General features: G+C 71.7%; 20 protein-coding genes. 10 read left to right on the top strand and 10 right to left on the bottom strand.

The window, feature by feature from the left end:
* Positions 1-86: 86 nt before the first annotated feature.
* From ACZ63F_RS21365 to ACZ63F_RS21355, 3 genes are read left to right on the top strand one after another with little or no spacing between them, the layout of a single operon-like run.
* Entirely contained in the window at positions 87-1,217 is a 1,131-nt protein-coding gene (locus ACZ63F_RS21365) for an ABC transporter ATP-binding protein (protein ID WP_366362625.1), read from the top strand.
* Positions 1,214-1,864: an ABC transporter permease gene (locus ACZ63F_RS21360; RefSeq protein ID WP_469712922.1), complete on the top strand. Its 651-nt coding sequence runs from the start codon at positions 1,214-1,216 to the stop codon at positions 1,862-1,864. Before ACZ63F_RS21365 ends, ACZ63F_RS21360 begins: the two co-directional genes overlap by 4 nt.
* The gene (locus tag ACZ63F_RS21355; RefSeq protein ID WP_390644482.1) at positions 1,861-2,526 is read left to right on the top strand and encodes an ABC transporter permease; all 666 of its coding nucleotides are present in this window, start codon (positions 1,861-1,863) and stop codon (positions 2,524-2,526) included. The genes ACZ63F_RS21360 and ACZ63F_RS21355 overlap by 4 nt, the downstream gene beginning before the upstream one ends.
* Before the next feature lie 70 nt (positions 2,527-2,596).
* On the opposite strand, the gene ACZ63F_RS21350 is transcribed toward ACZ63F_RS21355, so the two are convergent.
* From ACZ63F_RS21350 to ACZ63F_RS21335, 4 genes are read right to left on the bottom strand one after another with little or no spacing between them, the layout of a single operon-like run.
* The gene (locus ACZ63F_RS21350; protein WP_469712920.1) at positions 2,597-3,193 is read right to left on the bottom strand and encodes a GTP-binding protein; all 597 of its coding nucleotides are present in this window, start codon (positions 3,191-3,193) and stop codon (positions 2,597-2,599) included.
* A complete protein-coding gene (locus tag ACZ63F_RS21345) occupies positions 3,180-3,590 on the bottom strand; it encodes a DUF742 domain-containing protein (RefSeq protein WP_352359780.1) in 411 nt (136 codons plus the stop codon). The genes ACZ63F_RS21350 and ACZ63F_RS21345 overlap by 14 nt, the downstream gene beginning before the upstream one ends.
* A 52-nt stretch (positions 3,591-3,642) precedes the next feature.
* On the bottom strand, positions 3,643-4,119 hold the full coding sequence (locus tag ACZ63F_RS21340; protein ID WP_351712298.1) for a roadblock/LC7 domain-containing protein: 477 nt from the start codon (positions 4,117-4,119) through the stop codon (positions 3,643-3,645).
* Positions 4,116-6,629 carry an ATP-binding protein gene (locus tag ACZ63F_RS21335; protein WP_469712917.1) on the bottom strand — a complete coding sequence of 838 codons (2,514 nt, stop codon included), beginning with the start codon at positions 6,627-6,629 and terminating at the stop codon, positions 4,116-4,118. Before ACZ63F_RS21335 ends, ACZ63F_RS21340 begins: the two co-directional genes overlap by 4 nt.
* A gap of 356 nt (positions 6,630-6,985) precedes the next feature.
* Between ACZ63F_RS21335 and ACZ63F_RS21330 the strand changes: the two genes are divergently transcribed.
* Positions 6,986-7,951, top strand: a complete 966-nt coding sequence (locus ACZ63F_RS21330) for an ABC transporter substrate-binding protein (RefSeq protein WP_469712915.1) — start codon at positions 6,986-6,988, stop codon at positions 7,949-7,951.
* A gap of 288 nt (positions 7,952-8,239) precedes the next feature.
* Here the strand turns inward: ACZ63F_RS21330 and ACZ63F_RS21325 are convergent, their stop codons facing one another.
* Entirely contained in the window at positions 8,240-8,695 is a 456-nt protein-coding gene (locus ACZ63F_RS21325) for a tellurite resistance TerB family protein (RefSeq protein WP_093498487.1), read from the bottom strand.
* Positions 8,696-8,849: 154 nt separating this feature from the next.
* Here ACZ63F_RS21325 and ACZ63F_RS21320 point away from each other — a divergent pair, with 154 nt between their 5' ends.
* The 3 genes from ACZ63F_RS21320 (at position 8,850) to tatA (ending at position 12,103) form a co-directional block, all read left to right on the top strand.
* Positions 8,850-9,212: an ArsR/SmtB family transcription factor gene (locus tag ACZ63F_RS21320; RefSeq protein ID WP_469713084.1), complete on the top strand. Its 363-nt coding sequence runs from the start codon at positions 8,850-8,852 to the stop codon at positions 9,210-9,212.
* Positions 9,202-11,691: a magnesium-translocating P-type ATPase gene (gene mgtA / locus ACZ63F_RS21315; RefSeq protein ID WP_469712914.1), complete on the top strand. Its 2,490-nt coding sequence runs from the start codon at positions 9,202-9,204 to the stop codon at positions 11,689-11,691. Before ACZ63F_RS21320 ends, mgtA begins: the two co-directional genes overlap by 11 nt.
* Before the next feature lie 139 nt (positions 11,692-11,830).
* A complete protein-coding gene (gene tatA / locus ACZ63F_RS21310; RefSeq protein ID WP_469712912.1) occupies positions 11,831-12,103 on the top strand; it encodes a Sec-independent protein translocase subunit TatA in 273 nt (90 codons plus the stop codon).
* Between the two features lie 13 nt (positions 12,104-12,116).
* On the opposite strand, the gene ACZ63F_RS21305 is transcribed toward tatA, so the two are convergent.
* The 3 genes from ACZ63F_RS21305 to ACZ63F_RS21295 all read right to left on the bottom strand — a co-directional run bounded on the left by ACZ63F_RS21305 (position 12,117) and on the right by ACZ63F_RS21295 (position 14,488).
* Positions 12,117-13,091 (bottom strand): sporulation protein, encoded by a 975-nt coding sequence (locus ACZ63F_RS21305; RefSeq protein ID WP_469712911.1) that lies wholly within the window; start codon positions 13,089-13,091, stop codon positions 12,117-12,119.
* Between the two features lie 243 nt (positions 13,092-13,334).
* Entirely contained in the window at positions 13,335-13,790 is a 456-nt protein-coding gene (locus ACZ63F_RS21300) for a DUF6114 domain-containing protein (RefSeq protein WP_469712909.1), read from the bottom strand.
* On the bottom strand, positions 13,790-14,488 hold the full coding sequence (locus ACZ63F_RS21295; protein ID WP_469712908.1) for a DUF6230 family protein: 699 nt from the start codon (positions 14,486-14,488) through the stop codon (positions 13,790-13,792). Before ACZ63F_RS21295 ends, ACZ63F_RS21300 begins: the two co-directional genes overlap by 1 nt.
* Positions 14,489-15,098: 610 nt before the next feature.
* On the opposite strand from ACZ63F_RS21295, the gene ACZ63F_RS21290 reads away from it, so the two are divergent.
* The gene (locus ACZ63F_RS21290; protein ID WP_469712906.1) at positions 15,099-15,743 is read left to right on the top strand and encodes a Tat pathway signal sequence domain protein; all 645 of its coding nucleotides are present in this window, start codon (positions 15,099-15,101) and stop codon (positions 15,741-15,743) included.
* Positions 15,744-15,760: 17 nt separating this feature from the next.
* Here the strand turns inward: ACZ63F_RS21290 and ACZ63F_RS21285 are convergent, their stop codons facing one another.
* A complete protein-coding gene (locus tag ACZ63F_RS21285; RefSeq protein WP_469712904.1) occupies positions 15,761-16,717 on the bottom strand; it encodes a lytic polysaccharide monooxygenase auxiliary activity family 9 protein in 957 nt (318 codons plus the stop codon).
* Positions 16,718-17,187: 470 nt separating this feature from the next.
* Between ACZ63F_RS21285 and ACZ63F_RS21280 the strand changes: the two genes are divergently transcribed.
* Both ACZ63F_RS21280 and ACZ63F_RS21275 read left to right on the top strand, forming a co-directional pair.
* Positions 17,188-17,835, top strand: a complete 648-nt coding sequence (locus ACZ63F_RS21280) for a ScbR family autoregulator-binding transcription factor (RefSeq protein WP_469712903.1) — start codon at positions 17,188-17,190, stop codon at positions 17,833-17,835.
* 54 nt (positions 17,836-17,889) lie between these two features.
* The gene (locus ACZ63F_RS21275) at positions 17,890-19,050 is read left to right on the top strand and encodes a damage-control phosphatase ARMT1 family protein (RefSeq protein WP_469712901.1); all 1,161 of its coding nucleotides are present in this window, start codon (positions 17,890-17,892) and stop codon (positions 19,048-19,050) included.
* On the opposite strand, the gene ACZ63F_RS21270 is transcribed toward ACZ63F_RS21275, so the two are convergent.
* Complete coding sequence (locus tag ACZ63F_RS21270) at positions 19,022-20,287, bottom strand: cytochrome P450 (protein ID WP_469712900.1); 1,266 nt, start codon at positions 20,285-20,287, stop codon at positions 19,022-19,024. The genes ACZ63F_RS21275 and ACZ63F_RS21270 overlap by 29 nt on opposite strands.
* Positions 20,288-20,328: the final 41 nt, after the last annotated feature.

Raw genomic sequence — 20,328 nt, 5'->3', positions numbered from 1 at the left:
TTAGACTCTGGGCGAACAGCCTGCGCCACGGCGACCGTGGTCGATAACTGGGCACTTTCTGGCAAACCCGAAGGGTATTCGGCGTTTTGATACGGATAGATTCAGTCACCAAGCGGTACCCGGACGGTACGGTCGCCGTCGACCGGCTCTCCCTGGAGATACCGGACCGCTCGATCACGGTCTTCGTCGGCCCCTCGGGCTGCGGCAAGACGACGACCCTGCGGATGATCAACCGGATGGTGGAACCCACCGAGGGCCGCATCCTCCTCGACGGCGCGGACATCCACGCGCAGCCGGTCAACACCCTGCGCCGGTCGATGGGTTACGTCATCCAGAACGCCGGTCTCTTCCAGCACCGCACCATCATCGACAACATCGCCACCGTGCCGCGGCTGCTCGGCTGGACCAAGCAGAAGGCGCGGGCCCGCGCGGCCGAGCTGATGGAGCGGGTGGGCCTGGACTCGGCGCTCGCCAAGCGGTACCCGTACCAGCTCTCCGGCGGCCAGCAGCAGCGCGTCGGCGTGGCCCGGGCGCTCGCCGCCGACCCGCCGGTGCTGCTGATGGACGAGCCGTTCTCCGCGGTCGACCCCGTGGTCCGCAAGGGGCTTCAGGACGAACTCCTGCGGATCCAGGACGAGTTGGGCAAGACCATCGTCTTCGTCACCCATGACATCGACGAGGCGATCAAGCTCGGCACGATGGTCGCCGTGATGCGCACCGGCGGCCACCTCGCCCAGTACGCCCCGCCGGCCGAACTGCTCACCGACCCCGCGGACGCCTTCGTCGAGGACTTCCTCGGCGCCGACCGGGGCATCCGGAGGCTCTCCTTCTTCCCGTCCGCGGACCTCGAACTGCAGACCGCGCCGATCGTCGCGATCGACGCCGACGCCACCCGGCTCGGCGCCCGCGCCACGGCCGACGCGCCCTATCTCCTCGTCACGGACCTGGACGGCAGGCCGCTCGGCTGGGGCGAGCCGCGGACCCTCACCGCGGGGTCGATCCGCCCGGAGCAACTCGTCCCGTACGGACGCCCCTTCGTGCCCGGCCGGGACTCGCTGCGCGCCGCCCTGGACGGTTCCGTCCTCTCGCCGACCGGCTGGGCCGTGGCCGTGGACGGCGAGGGTCGCGCGGTCGGCGTCGTCTCCCAGCAGGTCATCGGCGCCGCGATCCGCACCGCCCACGCCGAGGGCCGCGACGACGCGAAGGTCGGGGGATGAGCGGCTTCTTCGACATCCCGAGCGACCTCCAGAACACCTACTTCGGGCTGATCGGCCTGCACCTGCGCGAGGCCCTCATCCCGGTCCTGGCCGGCCTGCTGGTGTCCCTGCCCGTCGCCCAGCTCTGCGTGCGCTTCCGCTGGCTGTACCCGCCGGTGCTGGGCGTGACCACGATCCTGTACGCCATCCCCTCGCTGGCCTTCTTCGTCGTCCTCATCGACTACACGGGCCAGACCGAGACGACGGTGATGATCCCGCTCGCCGTGTACAGCCTGGTGGTCCTGGTCCCGGCCATCGTGGACGGCGTCCGCTCGGTCCCGGCGGAGACCCTGGCCGCGGCCACCGCGATGGGCCTCGGCCCGGTACGCCGTTACTTCCAGGTGCAGTTGCCGATCGCCGTCCCCGCCATCATCGCGGGCCTGCGGGTGGCCACCGTCTCCAGCATCTCCCTGGTCAGCGTCGGCATGCTGATCGGCAACCAGGGCGCGCTCGGCAACCTGCTCAACGACGCGAACATCTACCACCGTCCCGAACTGGCGGTGAACTCGGTCGTGACCACCGCCGTGCTGGCCATCCTGGCCGACGCCGTCCTCGTCCTCGTACGCCGTGTGCTGACGCCCTGGATGCCGAAGGAGAGCACCCGGTGAACGTCCTCAACTTCGTCCACGCCTTCTTCAGCGACAGCAGTCACTGGCACGGCTACGACGGCATCCCCACCCGGCTCTGGGAACACGTCCAGTACTCCCTGGAGGCGCTGGCCTACGCGGCCGTCATCGGCTTGCCGATCGGCCTGATCACCGGCCACTACGGGCGCGGCGGCAACACCCTCGCCCTGATCGCCACGGCCGGCCGGGCACTGCCCAGCTTCGGCCTGCTGGTCCTGATGTTCATCTGGCTGGGCTTCGGCATGCTGCCGGTGATGATCCCGCTGGTGATCCTCGCGGTGCCGCCGATCCTGGTCACGACGTACGAGGCGATGCGGTCGGTCGACCCGTCCCCGGTGGACGCGGCTCGGGGCATGGGCATGCCGGAGTCACGCGTCCTCTTCCAGGTCGAACTCCCGGTCGCCCTCCCGCTGATCCTCAGCGGCCTGCGCTCGGCGGCCATCCAGATCGTCTCGACGGCGACCATCGCGGCGTACGTTAGCCTCGGCGGCCTGGGCCGCTACATCATCGACGGCCTCTACCAGAAGAACTACGAGAAGGTCGTGGGCGGCGCCACCCTGGTGGCGGCGATGGCCCTGGCGACGCTGGGCATCTTCTGGGCCATAGCCCGAGTGACGGTTTCTCCCGGAGTACGGAGGGGATAGCGCGCCCCTTCGGGGGCGCGGGGAACTGCGCGCTCAGCCGCACACGGCCCGCAGTTCCCCACCCACCGCACTACCCCCCACTGCGCGCCAGCGCCAGTTCCAGCACGACAAGCAGCGCGTCCCGCACAGAACCCCGTTCCCGCGCGTCGAAGACGACCAGCGGCGTGTTCTCGGCGACATCCAGCGCCCACCGCACCTCGTCCAGCGTGTGCTCGACGCGGCCGTCGAACGCGTTGATCGCGACGGCGAACGGAATCCCCTTGTGCTCGAAGTAGTCGACCGCCGCGTAGCAGTCGTCGAGTCGACGCGTGTCAACGATGACGAGACCGCCGAGCGCGCCTTCCACGATGTCGTCCCACATGAAGCCGAACCGTTCCTGCCCGGGCGTGCCGAACAGGTACAGCTTCAGTGTCGGGTCGATGGTGATGCAGCCGAAGTCCATCGCCACGGTCGTGGTCGTCTTGCGCGGGGTGAGCGAGAGGTCGTCCACGCCCGCCGCGACCTCGGTGATCGAGGCCTCGGTGGTCAGTGGCTCGATCTCCGAGATCGAGCCGACGGCGGTGGTCTTGCCCACGCCGAAACCGCCCGCGATGACCATCTTCACCGGCAGCGGCGGCCGTACGGCCGTACGCCCGGTGCCCCGGGTCAGCGAGTCAGTCGGTGTCACGGAGTACCCCTCGGGAGTCGGGGATGGCCCGCAGGCCATCGATAACCCTGCGCAGGACGGACGAGTCGTGGGTGGCCTCGAAGTCGGGCACGTGCACCGTCAGCTGCCCGGCCTCGCGCAGGTCTTCGGCCAGCACCCGGACCACGTTCAGGTGCAGCCGCAGCCGGGCCGCCAGTTCCGCGAGCGACTGCGGAATCCGGCACGCGGCGACGATGTCGTGCTGCTCGAAGGAGAGCCGGTCCAGGGCGGTGAGTCCGGCGGCGGTGGCCACCACCTGGGTCTCGACGGGCATCGCCGGTCCGGAGGCGCTGTCCGCCACCCGGCCGGCGGTGACCAGGAACGGCCGTACGGCCGGGGCGGGGCCGACCGGGTCCGGGCCCGGAGGCGGGTCCGCCATGGCTGTGTCTTCCTCTCTCGGCCTTCTCGGCTGTGCCGACCGGCGATGCCGGTCAGCGCGTCTGTGGGACGCCGACGCTGTTCTTCAGTTCCAGGACGAGCTGCGGACTGAGCGCCGCACCCGCGCGGTTGGCGAACAGCGTCATCTCGTAGGCGATGTTGCCGAGCTTGGCCTCCTTGTCGGCGACCACGCCGAGCACGGCGCCGCTGCCGATCGCGGAGACGATGACATGGCCGCCCTCCAGGTCGATGATGACCTTGTTGAGGCCGCCCAGGCCGTAGTTGCCGGACGCGCCGGCGGCCAGGCTGGTGATGCCGGAGACGATCGCGGCCAGCCGCTCGGAGTGGGCGCGCTCACGCAGTTCCGAGACCGCGATCAGCAGACCGTCGGAGGACACGGCGATCGCGTCGACCACGCCGGCGGTCTCGGTGGCGAAGCGGTTCAGCAGCCAGGTGAAGTCGGCTGCGGCCGCCTGCAGGTCGGTCGGCGTGACGCCGCCCGTCGGGGTGTCACCTGTCGACGTGCTCACTGCTCGGCTCCTTCCGGAAGGTGGTTCTGGTCCTGCGGGGGGTGCAGGGGGTCGGTGCGCGGTGCGGGCCGTTCGTAACTGCCGGTGTCGCCCTCGCGCCGGGCGCGCTCCACCGCCGCCTCGAACTCGTCCAGCGCGTCCCGTTCGGCCTCGGCATCACGGGCGCGCGGCGCCTGGGCGAGGGTCTGGGCGGCACCGACGGTGGTGCGGAGGGTCGCGCCGCGTACCCGGCGCCGCAGCGGGCGGGGCCCGTCGGCGGAGTCGGAGACGGCGTCCGTGTCCGCGTCGGCCGGGGGTTCGCCGGAGCGCGCGGCCGGGATCAGCGGGGGCTGCGGCGTCGCGGGCTCGGGGGCGGACTCGCGGCGCGGCAGCCGGCGGGGGAGCGGGCTCTCCTGCTCGGCCCAGGAGGGCACCGTGACGGCAGGGGTCGGGCCGGTGGGTTCGGCCGGTGCCGCGGTCGCCGCCGGTAGCGTCGGTGCCCCCGGTACGGCCGGCCCGGCCGTACCGGTCGGCTCCGCGGCGAACGGGGTGCCGGAGGTGTCCGCCACCGCGCTCATGGTCAGCAACAGTCGGGCGGGCAGCGTCACTTCCGCGGTGACACCGCCGCCCGGGGTCCGGGTCAGCTCGACGCCGATCTCCCAGCGCCGGGCCAGCGCACCGACCACGAAGAGGCCGAGCACCTTGGTCGGCACCAGGTCGAGGCGCTCACGGCGGATCAGCCGCTGGTTCTCCTCGGCCAGCCGCTCGGCGCTCATGCCGAGGCCGTGGTCGGTGACAACGATGTGCGCGCCCGCCTCGCTGGAGCGGACGGTCACCTCGACGGGGCTGCCGGCCGGCGAGAACGACACCGCGTTCTCCAGGAGTTCGGCCACCATCAGCGTGAGGTCGCCGATGATGTCCGGCTCGATCATGGCCTCCGTGCCGGCGTACAGCCGCACCCGCTGGTAGCCCTCGATCTGGCCGAGCGCGGCCCGGACCACGTTGGACACCGGGGTCGGGCCCGCGGCCACCACGGTCTCGCGGATGCCGGCCAGCAGCATCAGGCTGTCGGCGTTGCGGCGCAGGCGGACGGCGATGTGGTCGATGGAGTAGAGGCGTTCGAGGAGGGCCGGGTCGGTCTCGGCCCGCTCCACCGCGTCGATGAAGGCGAGCTGGCGGGTGGTCAGGTTGCTGACGCGGCGGCCGACGTTGCCGAACATCTCGGCGGTGTTGCGGCGGCTGAGCACCTGGCGTTCGAGCAGGGCCGCGGCAGTGGTCTGCACCTGGTTGAACGCCTCGGCCAGGTCGCCGATCTCGTCGCGCGCGGTGACCGGCATGTCCCGCAGCCGGGGCGGGCCGGAGTCCTCGGCGTCGTCGTCGGCGACGCGGGCGAGTTCGCGCCCCGCCACCTCGGCGACCTCGTGCGCGACCCCGGTCAGGGCCTGCACCGGGCGGATCACCGAGCGGCGGACCAGTGCCGCGAGGGTGATCCAGAGGACGAAGCCGAGCAGCGCGCCGCCCAGCAGCAGCACGGCCCGCTGTTCGGCGGCGCGGTCGGCGGCGTCGGCGCGGTCGGCGATCTGGCCGATGAGCGAGGTGGTGATGGTCAGCCGGGCGGTGGCCTGCTGCAGATAGGCCGGGTAGTCGGTGAGCGCGTCCTTGACGGCCGCCCGGATCTGGTCCTGGTCGCCGGACTCCAGCTTGGTCGGGTCGATCTGCAGCTCGGCGAAGGACTCGGCGATGGTGCTCTGGGCCTTGGTGTGCTCGACGTCGGCCAGCTGCCGCGCCTGGCCCTCGGTGGCGAACCGGCTGAACCGGTCGGCCTGGTGCTGGTAGAGGTCGTAGGCGCCGACCGCGTTGGTGAACTCGATCAGGGCGTTGGTGTCACCGGTCGTCGCCGCGAGCACGTTGGTCTCGAAGGCGCCGTGGGCGGCGTCCGCGCGCAGCAGCGAGTCCAGCAGGTTGCCGGTGAAGGTGGCGGCGAGGTTGGCGTCGCGGTCCAGGCCGAGGCCGTCGATCAGGTCGTTGGACGCGTTGGTGTAGGCCGGGTCGATGTTGTCGGCGGGCAGGTAGGACTGCTCGACGGAGTCGCGGAGGCTGGACAGCCCCTCGATCTGCCGCAGGGCGGCCGCCTCGCTGTCCGGCAGCCGGTCGCCGAAGGTCTCACGTACCTTCACGACCTGGGAGTCCACCGTCTTCTGGGCCGCGCGGTAGGCGGCCGCCGAAGGAGTGGAGTAGCCGGACTCGTAGCGCGCGGAGAGCAGGATCGCCTGCTGGTGCTCCGCTTCGACGCCGTCCACGAGGCGGGCCACCTGCGCGCTGGCCAGGACCGTCTGCGCGGCGTCCTCCGCGCTGGTGGACTGCCCCAGCAGGTCGGTGAAGACGTAGGCCAGCAGTACGGCGATGACGGCGAGCGGGACACCGACCAGCAGGTTGAGCTTGCGCCGGAAGGGCCAACGGTCGGCGAAACCCCGTATCCCGCCCCGCGCCTGGGCGGGCCGGACGGGCGCGTCCACCTGGTTCGTGGACACCGGGCCTCCTTCATGAGGGTGTCTGGTCTGGGGGGCGTCTTCACCCCGAGCTGTTGCTGAACGACACCGAGTAGCGGGCCCCGTGCACCGCTGTGACCGATATCAACTGCCGTGAGACTACAGCGTTCTTGAAGCTCGATTCCGCTTGCTCTTTATCAAGAATCCGTTACAAAGAGACCGCTCTCCGTCCACAACTGGCCACGGATCGAAGCCAATCGGTGACCCGGAGACACTTGACTCACCGAGAACCGGCTGGATTGGATCGTCGGGAGTGGTTCGCAACAGCCTCGTGGCGCAACAGCTCCCGCGTGGTTCGCAACACCCCCACCCTTCCCACAGCTCCCGGAACGGCAACCGTGACTTCCAACACCCTTCCCAGCAGGTCAATCCGGACATACCGAGGCGTGGCGGCCGTCGCGCTCGCCGCGACGACGGCCCTGCTGGCGGGCTGTTCCTCCTCCTCCGACGACAGCAAGTCCGACCCGCTGTCGGACAGCAAGGCGAGCGGGGACACCGTTGTCGTCGGCTCGAACAACTTCGCCGAGAGCATCCTGATCGCCGACATCTACGGCGAAGCACTCAAGGCCAAGGGCGTCAAGGTCACTTACAAGTCGAACATCGGCAGTCGTGAGACGACCTACGGTCTGCTCAAGAACGGTTCGATCTCGGTCCTGCCCGAGTACAACGGCGCCCTGCTCGCCTACCTCGACCCGAAGGCCGCCCCGAAGACCGTCGAGGCGACCACGTCGGCCATCGAGGCCAAGCTGGACTCCAAGCTGACGCTGCTCGACCCGGCGGACGCGCAGGACAAGGACACGGTGACGCTGAACGCGGCCACCGCCGCCAAGTACCACCTCACCGAGAAGTCCTCCATAGCCGACCTCAAGAGCATCGCCAAGGACCTGGTCATCGGCGCCTCGCCGGAGTTCCAGACCCGTCAGCAGGGCCTGGTCGGCCTGAAGGACGTCTACGGCCTGGAGTTCAAGTCCTTCAAGGCGCTCGACGCGGGCGGCCCGCTCACCGAGGCGGCCCTGAAGAAGAACGCGGTGCAGGCCGGCGACATCTTCAGCACGGACCCGACCATCACCAAGGAGAAGTTCGTCGTCCTCCAGGACCCGCAGAACCTCTTCGGCTTCGAGAACGTCCAGCCCCTCGTATACAAGAGCGCCCTGAACCAGACGGCCACCGACGCGCTCAACGCCGTCTCCGCCAAGCTGGACACGGCGACCCTGCTGGACCTGGACACCCAGGTGCAGTCGGGCAACAAGGACCCGCTGGACGTCGCCCAGGCCTGGCTGAAGAAGGTCGGCCTCAGCAGCTGACCCGTGCCCGACCTGCCGCGGATCCTCCCTGCAACGGCGTCGGCCTGACCGGACTCGTCCGGCCGGCCGACGCCGTTGCCGTTCCCGTCGTACCGTCCGAGGCGCTCGACCGGGTCCGCCGGCCCCACGACGGGCGGGCCGCCTCGCCGCACGGGCAGTGCCTGTCTGGACGGATCGGCGGTGACGGCCTGCGCTGTGGCCGCGGCCCTCACCGCACTCTGCGGGGCCACGAGCCGGCGGATGTGAGCCGCCCCTGTCCCGCCGGCTCCGGCTCCGGCCTCGGTCCGGTCAGAGGTCGAACTCGTGCGGCGGCAGGTCCAGCGTGTAGCACGCCTCGCGGACCACGGCCTGCTCGGTCTTGTCGAAGTCGCCGTCGGCGCCGCCGATCACGATGCCGATCTGGATGACGGCCCGCGCCTCGGCCGGCTTCTTCTTCGCCTTGGCCACTTCCTGGAGCACACTCACCTTGCCGAAGGCGAAGTCGGCGGTCAGCTTGTTCAGGTTCTCCTCGAAGCGGCGGCGCAGGTCGTCCGCCGGGAAGTTCTGCAACACCTCGTTGGTGGCGATCAGCTGGGCGACCCGCTGGCGCTCGGCCGGGTCGATGGTGCCGTCGGCAGCGGCCACGAGCGCGCACATCGCCATGCTCGCGTCCCGGAACGCCCCGCTCTTCAGGTCGTTCTTCTTCGCCACCAGCTGGGTCTGCATCTGCGTCGCGGAATCCTTGATGCGGTCCCACAGGGCCATGCGCACTCACTCCTCGATCGGTAAGAAGCCTGCTTGCCAAAAAAATTACTTCTACAACACCGTAGAAACCTGCGCGGCGGCCGATAAGTTCCCGCGCCCTAAACTGTCCCTCCGGCCTGGTGGACAGAGCGCGGTGGACAGGAGGACCACGACGGTGGCGACGGTGCCCGGCGGCGGCTACGAGGACCCCACCGCGGACGTGCTCACGGAGGCGGCCGCGGCCTTCGGGCTGCTCGCCTCGCCCGCCCGGCTGCACATCGTCTGGGCGCTGGCCCAGGGCGAGAGCGACGTCACGGGCCTTGCCGAGCGGGTCGGCGGCGCGCTGCCCGCCGTCAGCCAGCACCTCACCAAACTGAAGCTGGCCGGCCTCGTCCGCTCCCGCCGGGAGGGCCGCCGCCAGGTGTACCTGGTCGACGATCCCGACGTCGTCGACGTCGTACGCCTGCTCGTCGGCTGCCTCACCGCCCGCACCACCGGGGCCGAAGTCCCGGCCCCCCGACGGCTCCATGGCCTCTGAGGGCGAGGCGGCCACCTCGCTGCAGGTGCTGCGCCGGCTGGACACGGGACCGCGCGGGCTGACCGAGGCCGAGGCCGCGGCCCGGCTCGCCGGCCTCGGCGGGAACTCCCCGCCCCTGCCGCACACCGCCTCCTGGCCGCTGCGCTGCGCCCGTGCCCTGCGCGACCCCTTCACCGCCGTCCTGCTCACCCTCGGCCTGGTCTCCGCCCTCGTCGCCTCCTGGGGCACGGCCGTCGTGATCCTCGCGCTGGTCGCCGTCAGCTGCGGACTGCGCGCCGCGGGTGAACACCGCGCCGACCGCTCGCTGGCCGCCCTGCGCGAACTCGTCGCCGGCACCGCCACCGTGCTGCGGCGGGCCGGCGCGGACGCCGAGCCGCGTCCGCGCGAGGTCCCGGTCGCCGACCTGGTCCCGGGCGACGTCGTCCGGCTCGGCCCGGGCGACCTGGTCCCGGCCGACGTACGACTGCTGCGCGCCCGCGGGCTGACCGTGCACCAGGCCGTGCTCACCGGCGAGTCCGCGCCGGTCGCCAAGGCCGCCGTCGACGTCCCCGCAGCGGCGGCCCCAGGGCCCTTCCAGGAGCCGTACCTCTGTTTCCAGGGCAGCGGTGTCGCCTCGGGCAGTGCCACGGCGGTGGTCGTGGCGACGGGGGAGCGGACCCGGTTCGCCGCCGCGCAGGGCGTCGCGGGCGGGCGACGGGAGGCGAGCGCCTTCGACCGGTCCGTGCACGGCATCTCCTGGGTGCTCATCCGGTTCATGCTGCTCACACCGCCGCTGGTCCTCATGGCCAACGCCGCCCTGCGCGGCCGCGGGCTCGAGACGCTGCCCTTCGCGGTCGCGGTGGCCGTCGGGCTCACCCCCGAGATGCTCCCGGTGATCGTCACCACCTGCCTGGCCCGGGGCGCCGCGCTGCTGGCCCGCGCCCACCGGGTCGTCGTACGGCGGCTGCCCGCACTGCACGACCTGGGCGCGGTCGACGTGCTCTGCATCGACAAGACCGGCACCCTCACCCAGGACCGGCCCGTCGTGGAACGCGCCCTCGGGCCCGACGGAGCCGATGACCCGCACGTGCTGCGCTGGGCGGCCGTCGGCGCCTGGTGGACCCTGCAGCTCGCCGAACTGCCCGCGCCCGACGCCCTCGACGAGGCCCTGCTCGCGGCCGCCGGGCCCGTGGGGGAGGAGTACGACGGCGTCGGAGCCGTCCCCTTCGCCCCGGAGCGGCGCACCGCCACCGCCGTCGTCGCCGGCCCCCTCGGCACCCATGACCTCGTCATGAAGGGGGCCGCCGAGGACGTACTGGACCGCTGCGACCTCGACCCCGCCGAACGCGAGCGCCTCCTCGCCCTCGCCGACCGCGAGGCGGGCGCCGGGCTGCGGGTCCTCGCTGTCGCCACCGCCCGCCGCCCGGCCCGCACCGGCCCCTGCACCGCCGCCGACGAGCACGGCCTCACCTTCCGCGGCCTGGTCACCTTCCGCGACGCCCTCGCACCGGGCGCCGCAGAGGCCCTGCGCGGCCTCGCCGGCCTCGGTGTCGCCGTCCGCGTCCTCACCGGCGACCACCCGTCGACCGCGGCCCGCGCCTGCCGGGACCTCGGCCTGGCCGCGGGGCCGGTGGCCGTGGCCGGTGACCGCCTCGACCCGGACGCCGTCGTCGTCGCCCGCTGCACCCCCGAGGACAAGGCCCGGATCGTCGCCGGGCTGCGGGCCGCCGGCCACACCGTCGGGTTCCTCGGGGACGGCGTCAACGACGTTCCCGCCCTGCGCGCGGCCGACGTCGGGATCGCGCCCCGCGCCGCCGTGGACCTCGCCCGCGAGACCGCCGACGTGGTGCTGGCCGAGAAGGACCTCGGCGCCATCGGGCACGCCGTCACCGCGGGCCGGCACAGCAGCGCCAACATCGCCTCCTACCTCCGGGTCACGCTCTCCTCCAACCTCGGCAACGTCATCGCGATGCTCGCCGCCGGCCTGCTTCTCCCCTTCCTGCCGATGCTCCCGGTCCAGGTGCTGGCCCAGAACCTCTGCTTCGACGCCGCCCAGCTCGCCTTCGCGTACGACCGGCCCGGACCTGCGGCACTGCGCCGCCCGACCGTGCTGCGGCCGCGTGCCTTCCTGCGGTTCATCACCGGCTTCGGGGTGCTCAACGCGGTCGCCGACCTGGCCACCTTCGGCGTCCTCGCGCTCGCCCTGCGCGGCCCCGACGCCCTCGACGACGAGGCCGTCTTCCACTCCGCCTGGTTCACCGAGAACCTGCTCACCCAGGCCCTGGTGATGTTCCTGCTGCGCGGTGGCACCCGCCCCGGGCCCGTCGGCCGCGCCGCCGCCGTCCTCGCCACCGTCGGCCTGCTCCTGCCGCCCGGCCCCCTGGGCGCGGTCCTGGGCATGACCGGTCTGCCCGCCGCCTCCTACGTGCTGCTCGCCGCCGTGCTGGGGCTGTACGCCCTCGCGCTGCGGGCGGTGCGGGCCCGCCACGGCCGGCGGTAGCGAGCGCGGTCCGGGTCCGGGGGGCTTTTCCCACTCCGGGTTGTACAGTTGCGCAACGTAGCAATCGTCGCTGCCCGGCCGGGGCGCATGCAGCACCCTCCGTCGGCACGGAAAAACGTGAGAAAGGGAGGGGGCGGTCATGCTCCGTAACGGACTCGAACCCTGGCATCTGCTGATCGTCGCGATCGTCTTCATCGTGCTCTTCGGCTCCCGGAAGCTGCCCGACACCGCCCGTGCCCTGGGCAAGTCGATGCGCATCCTGAAGAGCGAGGCGAAGGCCATGAAGACCGACGACACGGCCGCGGCGGCGCCGGTGGAGCCGACGTCGGTACAGATGGCGGCGGAGCCGGCCCCGGCCACCGCGCAGCCGGAGCCGAAGCCGGCCGGCGAGCCGACCGTCTCCCCGAGCTGACCCCGCCTCGGCGTCAGTCCTCGTCCCCCTCGAAGAAGTCGCCGATCTCGTCGACCACCTCGGCCGCCACCATGCCACCGACCACCCCGAGCGCGAGGCCCGCCGCACCGGCGGCGACCGCCGTGCCGAGGCCCGGCCCGGAGCGGTGGTGGCCGTCGTGGTGCCCGCCGTCGTGGTGCTCGCCGTGGCCGTATGCCGCGTGGGCGCCGTAGGCCTCCCGGTGGGCGATCAACTGGCGGATCCAGCCGTCGACCTCGCTGCTCCAGTCGAGGGTGCGGGCGTCCTCGTGGCGGACCGTGAAGCGGGTCAGTGCGTCGTGCCCGGCGGAGAACAGGCCACCGCGCTTGTCCGCCTCCAGGACCACCTCCAGGCCGGCGGGGGAGGCGAGGAAGGTCAGTTCGATCTCGCTGACCTCGTGCGCGTACTGCGGCGCCGGGGCCAGCTCGACCTCCTGGTAGAACGGCAACTGCTGGCCGGTGCCGCCGATGCGGCCGTACTCCAGATCCGCCGAGCGGAAGCCGAAGCCCAGTTTGCCGAGGGCATCGAGGACCGCTTCCTGGACGGGCAGCGGCCCGACGGCGAGGGGGTCCAGATCGCCCTTGTCCCGGGCGCCGGCCACCCCGACCTCCGTGCGCACCCCGAGCACGATGCCCAGGGGCTGTCCGTACAACTCGGTGACCGGTGTCTCCCACGGCACCGGCACGCTGAACGGCACCTGTCGCTCCTCCTCCGGGCCGAGCCGGAAGCCGCCGCCGACGGTGAACCGCTCGAAGACGAGCGCGCCCTCGCTCTCCCCTTCCTCGCGCTCCGCCTCCACGCGCGCGAGCAGTTCAAGTCCGACGTGCTCGACGTCCACCGCCGCCGAGCCGCCCTTCAGCCACACCCGCCCCGACAACACTCCGCCGGGCACCGCCGTGCCTCCGTCGAGCACCGTGTCCACCGAGGGGCCGCCGACCCCGATCGCCCCCAGCAGCCGTTTGAACACCATGAAGCCGCCGCTCCTTCGCCGTACTCGTCACGCACACCCGGCCGGCCACATGCCGTCCGGCTGCCCGATGAACTCACGGCAACGGCAAAGAAGTTCCCAAGTCACCTGTTCGGGGGAGTGCGCCCCCGAGGGGCGCTGGAGGGGGAACCCTGGGCGGAGGCCGGGGGAGCGGCGCACCAGGCCCCTCGCACATACGGGAAGAGGCGGACCGAAACCCACCGGCCCGCCTCTTCCGCGCATGTGTCAGACCGCTTCCGCACCCTCACCGAACCCCTGCGCCGCCGCCCGCGCGGCCTTGCGCCGCCTGCGCCGGCTCACCCGGGGCTCCTGGTCCGGCAGCCAGCCGAAGATCATGCAGCTGCCGACGGCCCCGAGCGCGAGGCCGAGGAAGAAACCGCCCAGGTTGGAGGTGACCCATGTGCCCAGGGAGCACAGGATGCCGAGGATGGAGTAGAAGAGGCGCTGTCCGGGGCTGAAGAGGGTCAGCAGGCCGCACACCACCATGATCACCGGCAGTAGGTAGCCCACCAGACCCTGCATGCCGATGTGTATGACGACCTTCAGCGCGGCCTTCTCCGTGAGCAGGATCCACGTGCCGCCCAGGGTCAGCAGCAGCCCGCCCCAGAACGGCCGACGGGCCCGCCAACGACGGAAGGCGGGCCGCCACCCCACAGGTGGAGTGTCTTCTGTGCCGGACATCAGCAACCCGAGCCGCTGAAGCTGAGTTTCAGGCCAGGAAGCTTGAACACCCCGGCGGTGGTCGCGTAGTTGGTCTGCCGCAGGCTGTCGATGTGCACGGTGTCGGCCTGCTGGCTGAAGACGCCGATGGGTCCCTTGACCCCGGCCTTGGTGAGGGTGCTCGCGTCGTTGCCGATCTCGATGTTGTTGAAGGACGCGTCGCCCGACAGCTCGGTCGAGTCGGTGGTCAGGTCGGTCGCCTGCACCTTCGAGGAGCCGCTGCCCGCCTTGATGAGCAGGTTGGTGCCGCCGAGGTCGACGCTCTGGCACAGGCTGTCCAGGGTCGCGTTCTTGATCGCGGAGGTGACGACCAGCACCTGACCGCCGGTGTCACCGGCGTTCGGGCTGCCGTCGGCCATGCTGTCGAGCGCGCCGAACTGCTCGAAGCCGGTGCCGTCGAGCGACTTGGCGGTGACCGTGAAGGGCATGCCGGAGATGGAGAACGACACCCCCAGTGCTCCCTGCGCGGTCAGGACCGCGAGGCCGGCGAGGCCCAGCGTGGCCGGTACGGCCATCACGGCGGCCCGGCGGGCCCGGACCCGTCCCCGTCTCGGCGCCCCTCCGGTGTCCCCGGTGGAGTCTGGTGTTTCGGAAAGAGAACCGCTTCCCGGGCTCTCAGGCGTGTTGTCGGCGGACGGAACGTCCGGGGACTCGGCCATGTCTGCTCCCATGCATTAGTCACGCGGGTTGGGCTTCAGTGGCACGTTGTCCTGGCGCGGACAGCGGCTGCCGCGCACGCCTCCTCACAACTCCCGGCGGGCGCAAGGGCTTTCTCGTTACGCAGCAGTAGCCAAGCCGCAAGTTACCGGCGGTTACTTTTCAGGGTCAAGACAGTTGTGAAAAAAGGGTGTTGAATTCGCGTCAATTATGTTCCGACCATGCATTCCCATGATCGACTGCTCAACTCCCTTGATCGGCCTTGACGTTGACGACCGATCAGGTCTACAACTCTCCCTGGTTTCCTTCGGATCCGTGGCGCCGGATCCGCCGAGCGGCATCGACCGCTTCCCGGCCTCTTCGATCACCGCTCCGCTCAGCGGCGTCGGCACGGTCGCTTCCCCCCAGGGGCCGTACCCGTACGCCTTTGACCGGCCCGGCCGGAGGCCTAACCCCCCCAGGCTTTCGGCCGGTGTCCGGCCCGACCGCCGTTGCCGGCCCGTCACGTACGGAGAAGGCGTGACGAGCCGGCAGCGGCCGGCGCTGCGTTCGCGCCCTCGAACCCCCCACCTCACCCCACGCAGGACCCCCCAAAGAAAGAGGCAAACCCGCATGCGTACGCGAACCCTCATCGCCCTCGCCGGTACCGTCGTCGCCCTCTCGGTCGCGGCCACCGTTCCGGCCTCCGCCGACGGCGCCGTGCTCACCACGGGCAGCGCCGGCGGCACCGCCGTCGCGGTCGGCGACACCCTCAGCGCGTCACTGGCCAGCGGCACGACCGCCACCCTCTACTCCAGCGCCACCAGCACCAGCGGCATCACCTGTGCGGCCTCGACCTTCACGGCGACGGTCGCCGACAACCCGGCCGCCCCCGGCACCGCCACCGAGTCGGCCGGCGCGCAGACCTTCAGCAACTGCACCAGCAACGTGACCGGCGTGACCGGCGTCTCCAGCATCACGGTCAACAACCTGCCGTACACCACCACGGTCTCCTCGGACGGCACGGTCGCGGTCACCCCGCCGAGCGGGTCGACCATCCAGACCACGGTGAAGCTGACCACCCTCCTGGGCAGCATCACCTGCGTCTACCAGGCCCCGAGCCTGTCCGGCACCAGCTCCAACACCGACAACAGCCTCGCCTTCAGCAACCAGGCGTTCACGAAGTCCTCCGGCTCCATCCTCTGCCCCTCCGCCGGCTACTTCACCGCCAAGTACGCCCCGGTCAGCGACAACGGCGCCGCCGTCTTCGTCAACTGACCCGGTAGCACAGGGCGTCAGCGTCGACGCAGACGCAACGCCAGGGCGGCGCCGCCGGTGAGCACCAGCACCGCCGCGGCGCCGCCCGCCATCAGTGGCGCCGACGGGCCCGAGCCGGGGTCCGTGTCGGAGGCCACCGGAGTGCTGTCGGCGGCGGTGGTTGCGGTCGTTGGGGCGACCGGGGTCGCCGCCGCCGTCCGCCGGGCATGCGCGGGATCGCTCTTCGAGGCTCCGGGAGCCGGCGTCGTACTCGGTCGTGGCTTCGTGCCCGCGGTCGCGCCGCCGTCCTTCTGCCCGCCCTGTGCCGCGTCCTTCGCGGCCTCCTTCTGCGGCGTCTTCTTCGCGAACACCACGTCGGAGCACGAGTAGTAGGTGTCCGGCGTGCTGCTGGTCTGCCAGACGGTGTACAGCACCTGACGGCCCGTCCGGTCGGCGGGCAGCACCGCGGTGAAGTGGTACGCGCCGTTCGTCAGCGGCGGGTCCTTGAACTCCGCGAAGGGCCGCGCGGACAGCTCGGACCACGTCAGCGGCTTCCCCGGGTCGTAGCCGGGCTTCGTCAGATACAGCCTGAACGTGCCGGAGTGCGCGATCGTCGCGGTGTACGTCATCGTCATCCGGGCGCCCGGCGCCAGTTCGGTCGCAGGCCAGTCCGCGCGCGCCAGGTCGAGCCCCCTGTACGACGGCAGGTTGCCGCTGCACAGCCTGCCGTCCGGAATCACCTGCCGGTCCCGGCCGTTCACGTCCGCCACCCGCACGTCGTCCCACGCGACGAAGTTCTGCCCGCTCGCCGCGATCGCCGCCCTGCAGGCCGCCGTCGCGGCACTGCCGCCGCTCGGGGAGCATCCGTAGGCCCGGCTCACGGGATAGGTGGGCGCGCCGTGTGCCCGGGCGGAACCCGCCGCCCACGACAGGAGCAGGAGCGGGGCCGCGGCAGCGGCTCCCACGACTCTCAGGCGGGCGGTCGTCCGGGTCATGCGGGACGTCTCCTCGGCGGGTGCGGGTAGGGGGTTCTGCCGCACTGAGTACGGAAATCGGCGCCGCGCCGTTCAACGCGGTTGGTCACAGGGCCGGTCGAAGTGCGCGACACCGACTGGATCGTCCGGTTTGCCGACTTTCCGGGCGCCATTGAGAACCAACCGCGCGGCTCGTATCGTGGCGATCACGGATGGCCGCCCGCCCGGCCGCGGCGCTTCCGGAAACCGGCGCGAAGACGAGGGAGGAGCGCGTTCTGATCTGGTGCGTTCCTGCACTGCGGGCCCGTGTTCACGGGCCGCACGCTCGACTTGCCCGTGTCGGTCACCAGGTCCGCACAGATGCCTCCCGTTGCCGCACGGTGAGCTATCGTGTGCACGGGGTAAAAAACAAACCGCATGCCCCGTCGGTTTGGCAGCCGACACGTCGTTGAAGCCGTGCAGCACCGAAGCCGTGAAGGAGCGTCGAGTCGATGGCGAGGCAGTTACGCGCGGAGCAGACCCGCGCCACGATCATCACGGCCGCCGCCGACCTCTTCGACCGGCACGGCTACGAATCCACCAGCCTGAGCGAGATCGTCGAACACGCGAAGGTCACCAAGGGGGCGCTCTACTTCCACTTCGCCGCCAAGGAGGACCTGGCGCACGCCATCATGGAACTCCAGTCCCGCACCGCCGGCCAGCTGGTGCGGGAGATGGACAGCCGCGGCTACTCCGCGCTGGAAGCCCTGATGCGTACCACGTTCGCGATCGCACGGCTCTCCGTGGACGGCCCCATCCCGCGGGCCGGCCTGCGCCTCGCCACCGCGGACGTCACCGTGCGGCCGCCGCTCAGGCACCCGTTCACCGAGTGGCTGGAGTTCGCCACCCGCAAACTCACGGGCGCCGTGAAGGAGTCCGACATACACCCGGACATAGACGTCGGCGCGGTCGCGCACTCCCTGGTCTGCTTCTTCGTCGGCACCCGGGTCGCCGGCCGCAACCTGGAGCCGGTGGGGCGGCTGCCGCGCAGGGTCGCCGAGATGTGGTACCTGATGATCCGCAGCCTGGTCCCGGTGCACCGGCGGGCCCGTTACCTGACCCTCGCCACCCAGCTGGAGCGCGAGATCAGAACCGCCTGACAGGTGCTGTGCGGTGCGGCGGAGCCGGTCGGCCCGCGCGATAGCGTGGCGCTCATGCCCGACTCCGCCGCACCGCCCGTGATCCTCGGCACCACCGGCCCGTTCCCGCACAGCGTGCTGGCCGAACGACACCCCGCGATCATCCGCCAGGTGCGGGACGCCTTCCCGTACGGCCCCGAGCAGCACCGCGCCCTGGACGCGCTGCTGCACAACTGCACCGAGGGCGTCATCGAACCGCTGCCCGCCGACGCGAGCGACTGGCGCGACTGGGGCCTGGACGCCCACACCGGCCGGTCCTGGTTCGACGTGCCGTGGCTGTGGTCGGAGAGCTACTTCTACCGCAGGCTCCTGGACGCCGTCGGCTACTTCGGCCCCGGCCCCTGGCAGGGCATCGACCCCTTCCGCCCCTCCAAGCTCGCCGAACTCGACGCCAAGGAGACGGACGAGGAGCTGGCCGCACTCGACGACCTCGGCGATGACCCGGACCGGGCCCTGCTGCACGGCTCCCTGTGGGGCAACCGCGCCGACCTCGGCTTCCGGCTCTCCGCCGCCGAGTCCGGCGAGGCCGTCGCCGCCCTGGTCGCCGACGACAGCGCCGCCCTGTGGCCGCTGCTCCAGGGCGGCGGCACCCTGTGCCTGGTCGCCGACAACGCGGGCCGCGAACTCGTCCCCGACCTGCTGCTGATCGCCCATCTCCTGGACACGCACCGCATCGCCCGCGCCTTCCTGCACGTCAAGCCCTGCCCCTACTACGTCTCCGACGCCACCACCGCCGACGTGCTCGACGCCCTGCGCAGGCTCACCGCGGCCCCGGGCGCCGCCGCCGGCTACGGCCGTACCCTCTGGTCGGCGATGGCCGACGGCCGCCTCACCGTGCGCGCCCACCCCTTCTCCTGCGCCCCGCTGCCGTACGCCGAGATGCCCGGCGACCTGCGCGCCGAGTTCGCCTCCGCCACGCTGACGATTTTCAAGGGCGACCTCAACTACCGCCGTCTGGTGGGCGACCGGCTCTGGCCGCCGACCACACCCTTCGCCGACGTCACCGCCTGGTTCCCGGGTCCGGTGGCAGCGCTGCGCACCCTCAAGTCCGATGTGGTCACCGGGCTCTCCGCGGACACCGAGGCGGCCCTGGACGCGGCCGAGGGGGCGCGCTGGCGCACGGCCGGCACCCATGCCCTGATCCAGGTCAACCCAGGTGCATCGGCAGCGACTTGAGTCCGTTGATGAAGTTGGACACGAGCCGTCCGGCGGGACCGGCCGGCTCCAGGACGGCCGGTGCCTGCGCGTAGAGCGTGCGCAGCTGGAGCCGGGCGAAGTGGGCTCCCAGGCAGACGTGCGGCCCGTCCCCGAAGGACACGTGCGGGTTCGGCGCCCGGGTGAGGTCGAGGCGGTCGGGCCCGGTGAAGGCCCGCTCGTCGCGGTTGGCCGAGGCGTGCAGCACGACCACCTTGTCGCCCCTCCGCATGCGCCGACCGCCCAGCTCGGTGTCCCGCGTGGCGGTACGGCGGAAGGTCAGCACGGGGGGATGCCAGCGCAGCAGCTCGTCCACCGCGCTGTCCGGGGCGATCCTTCCCGCACGCAACAGGCGGTAGGACTCCGGGTGTTCGGCCAGCGCCAGCAGTCCGCCGGGGGCGGCCGAGCGCACCGTGTCGTTGCCCGCGACGGTCAGCAGGAAGAAGAACATCTCCAGTTCGCCGTCGGCGAGTTCCGGGTCGTGGGCGAGCGCCGTCATGACGTCGTCGGCCGGGTGCCGGCGCTTGTGCGCGGCGAGTTGCCGGGCGTACCCGAACATGTCCCTGAGCATCGCGGGCGACCGCGGATTCACCGGCCTGCCCTCGCCGTCGAGCACCCCGGGGCCGGCCTCGTCCGGGTCCTGGTAGCCGATCACCCGCCGCGTCCAGTGCAGCAGCAGGCCCCGGTCGCTCTCCGGGACACCCAGCAGATCGGCGAGGTTGAGCAGCGCGTACTCGTCGGTGACGGCGGCGACCAGGTCCACCGTGCCGTCCCCCGCCCGGGCCGTCGCCAGCGCCCGGGCGAAGAGGGTCCGCGCCCGCTCCCGCACCACCGCCCCGAACCGCTCGATCCGTCCCGGAGTGAAGGCCCGGCTCACCGTCCGCCGCAGCCGCCCGTGCTGCGGCGGATCCTGGTTGAGCATCATGCGCCGGATGAACGGCAGGTCCTCCGGGTCCGGATCCCGGATCTGGGTCGCGCCGAGCCGTGACGAGTACGTCCCCGGGTCCTTGAGCACCCGCACCACGTCCGCGTGCCGGGCCACCGCCCAGAACCCCGGTCCGGCCGGCCACCCCAGCACCTCCGGCTCCCGCTGCCAGGACACCGGGTGGTGGTCGCGCAGGACGCGGTAGTCGGCGTACGGCACGGCGACCGCGTACCGGCGTGGATCGAACACATCGGGTACGGGTGGGGCTTCACCGCCGCCGGCGGAGAGGGTCATGCGACCACGGTGACCCGTGCGGCGGGGCCGGGCAAGACGGT

This window comes from Streptomyces sp. NPDC104761, from assembly GCF_055583445.1.
Note: the sequence above shows the minus strand (reverse complement) of the source record. Positions and strands in the feature narration are given on the sequence as shown.

Bases quoted from the DNA above. Each gene is read 5' to 3' on its own strand.
- ACZ63F_RS21360 (WP_469712922.1), top strand. From the start codon at position 1,214: ATGAGCGGCTTCTTCGACATCCCGAGCGACCTCCAGAACACCTACTTC.
- ACZ63F_RS21345 (WP_352359780.1), bottom strand. From the start codon at position 3,590: ATGGCGGACCCGCCTCCGGGCCCGGACCCGGTCGGCCCCGCCCCGGCC.
- ACZ63F_RS21325 (WP_093498487.1), bottom strand. From the start codon at position 8,695: ATGGCCCTGTGGGACCGCATCAAGGATTCCGCGACGCAGATGCAGACC.
- mgtA (WP_469712914.1), top strand. From the start codon at position 9,202: ATGGCCTCTGAGGGCGAGGCGGCCACCTCGCTGCAGGTGCTGCGCCGG.
- tatA (WP_469712912.1), top strand. From the start codon at position 11,831: ATGCTCCGTAACGGACTCGAACCCTGGCATCTGCTGATCGTCGCGATC.
- ACZ63F_RS21305 (WP_469712911.1), bottom strand. From the start codon at position 13,091: ATGGTGTTCAAACGGCTGCTGGGGGCGATCGGGGTCGGCGGCCCCTCG.
- ACZ63F_RS21300 (WP_469712909.1), bottom strand. From the start codon at position 13,790: ATGTCCGGCACAGAAGACACTCCACCTGTGGGGTGGCGGCCCGCCTTC.
- ACZ63F_RS21295 (WP_469712908.1), bottom strand. From the start codon at position 14,488: ATGGCCGAGTCCCCGGACGTTCCGTCCGCCGACAACACGCCTGAGAGC.
- ACZ63F_RS21290 (WP_469712906.1), top strand. From the start codon at position 15,099: ATGCGTACGCGAACCCTCATCGCCCTCGCCGGTACCGTCGTCGCCCTC.
- ACZ63F_RS21285 (WP_469712904.1), bottom strand. From the start codon at position 16,717: ATGACCCGGACGACCGCCCGCCTGAGAGTCGTGGGAGCCGCTGCCGCG.
- ACZ63F_RS21280 (WP_469712903.1), top strand. From the start codon at position 17,188: ATGGCGAGGCAGTTACGCGCGGAGCAGACCCGCGCCACGATCATCACG.
- ACZ63F_RS21275 (WP_469712901.1), top strand. From the start codon at position 17,890: ATGCCCGACTCCGCCGCACCGCCCGTGATCCTCGGCACCACCGGCCCG.
- ACZ63F_RS21270 (WP_469712900.1), bottom strand. From the start codon at position 20,287: ATGACCCTCTCCGCCGGCGGCGGTGAAGCCCCACCCGTACCCGATGTG.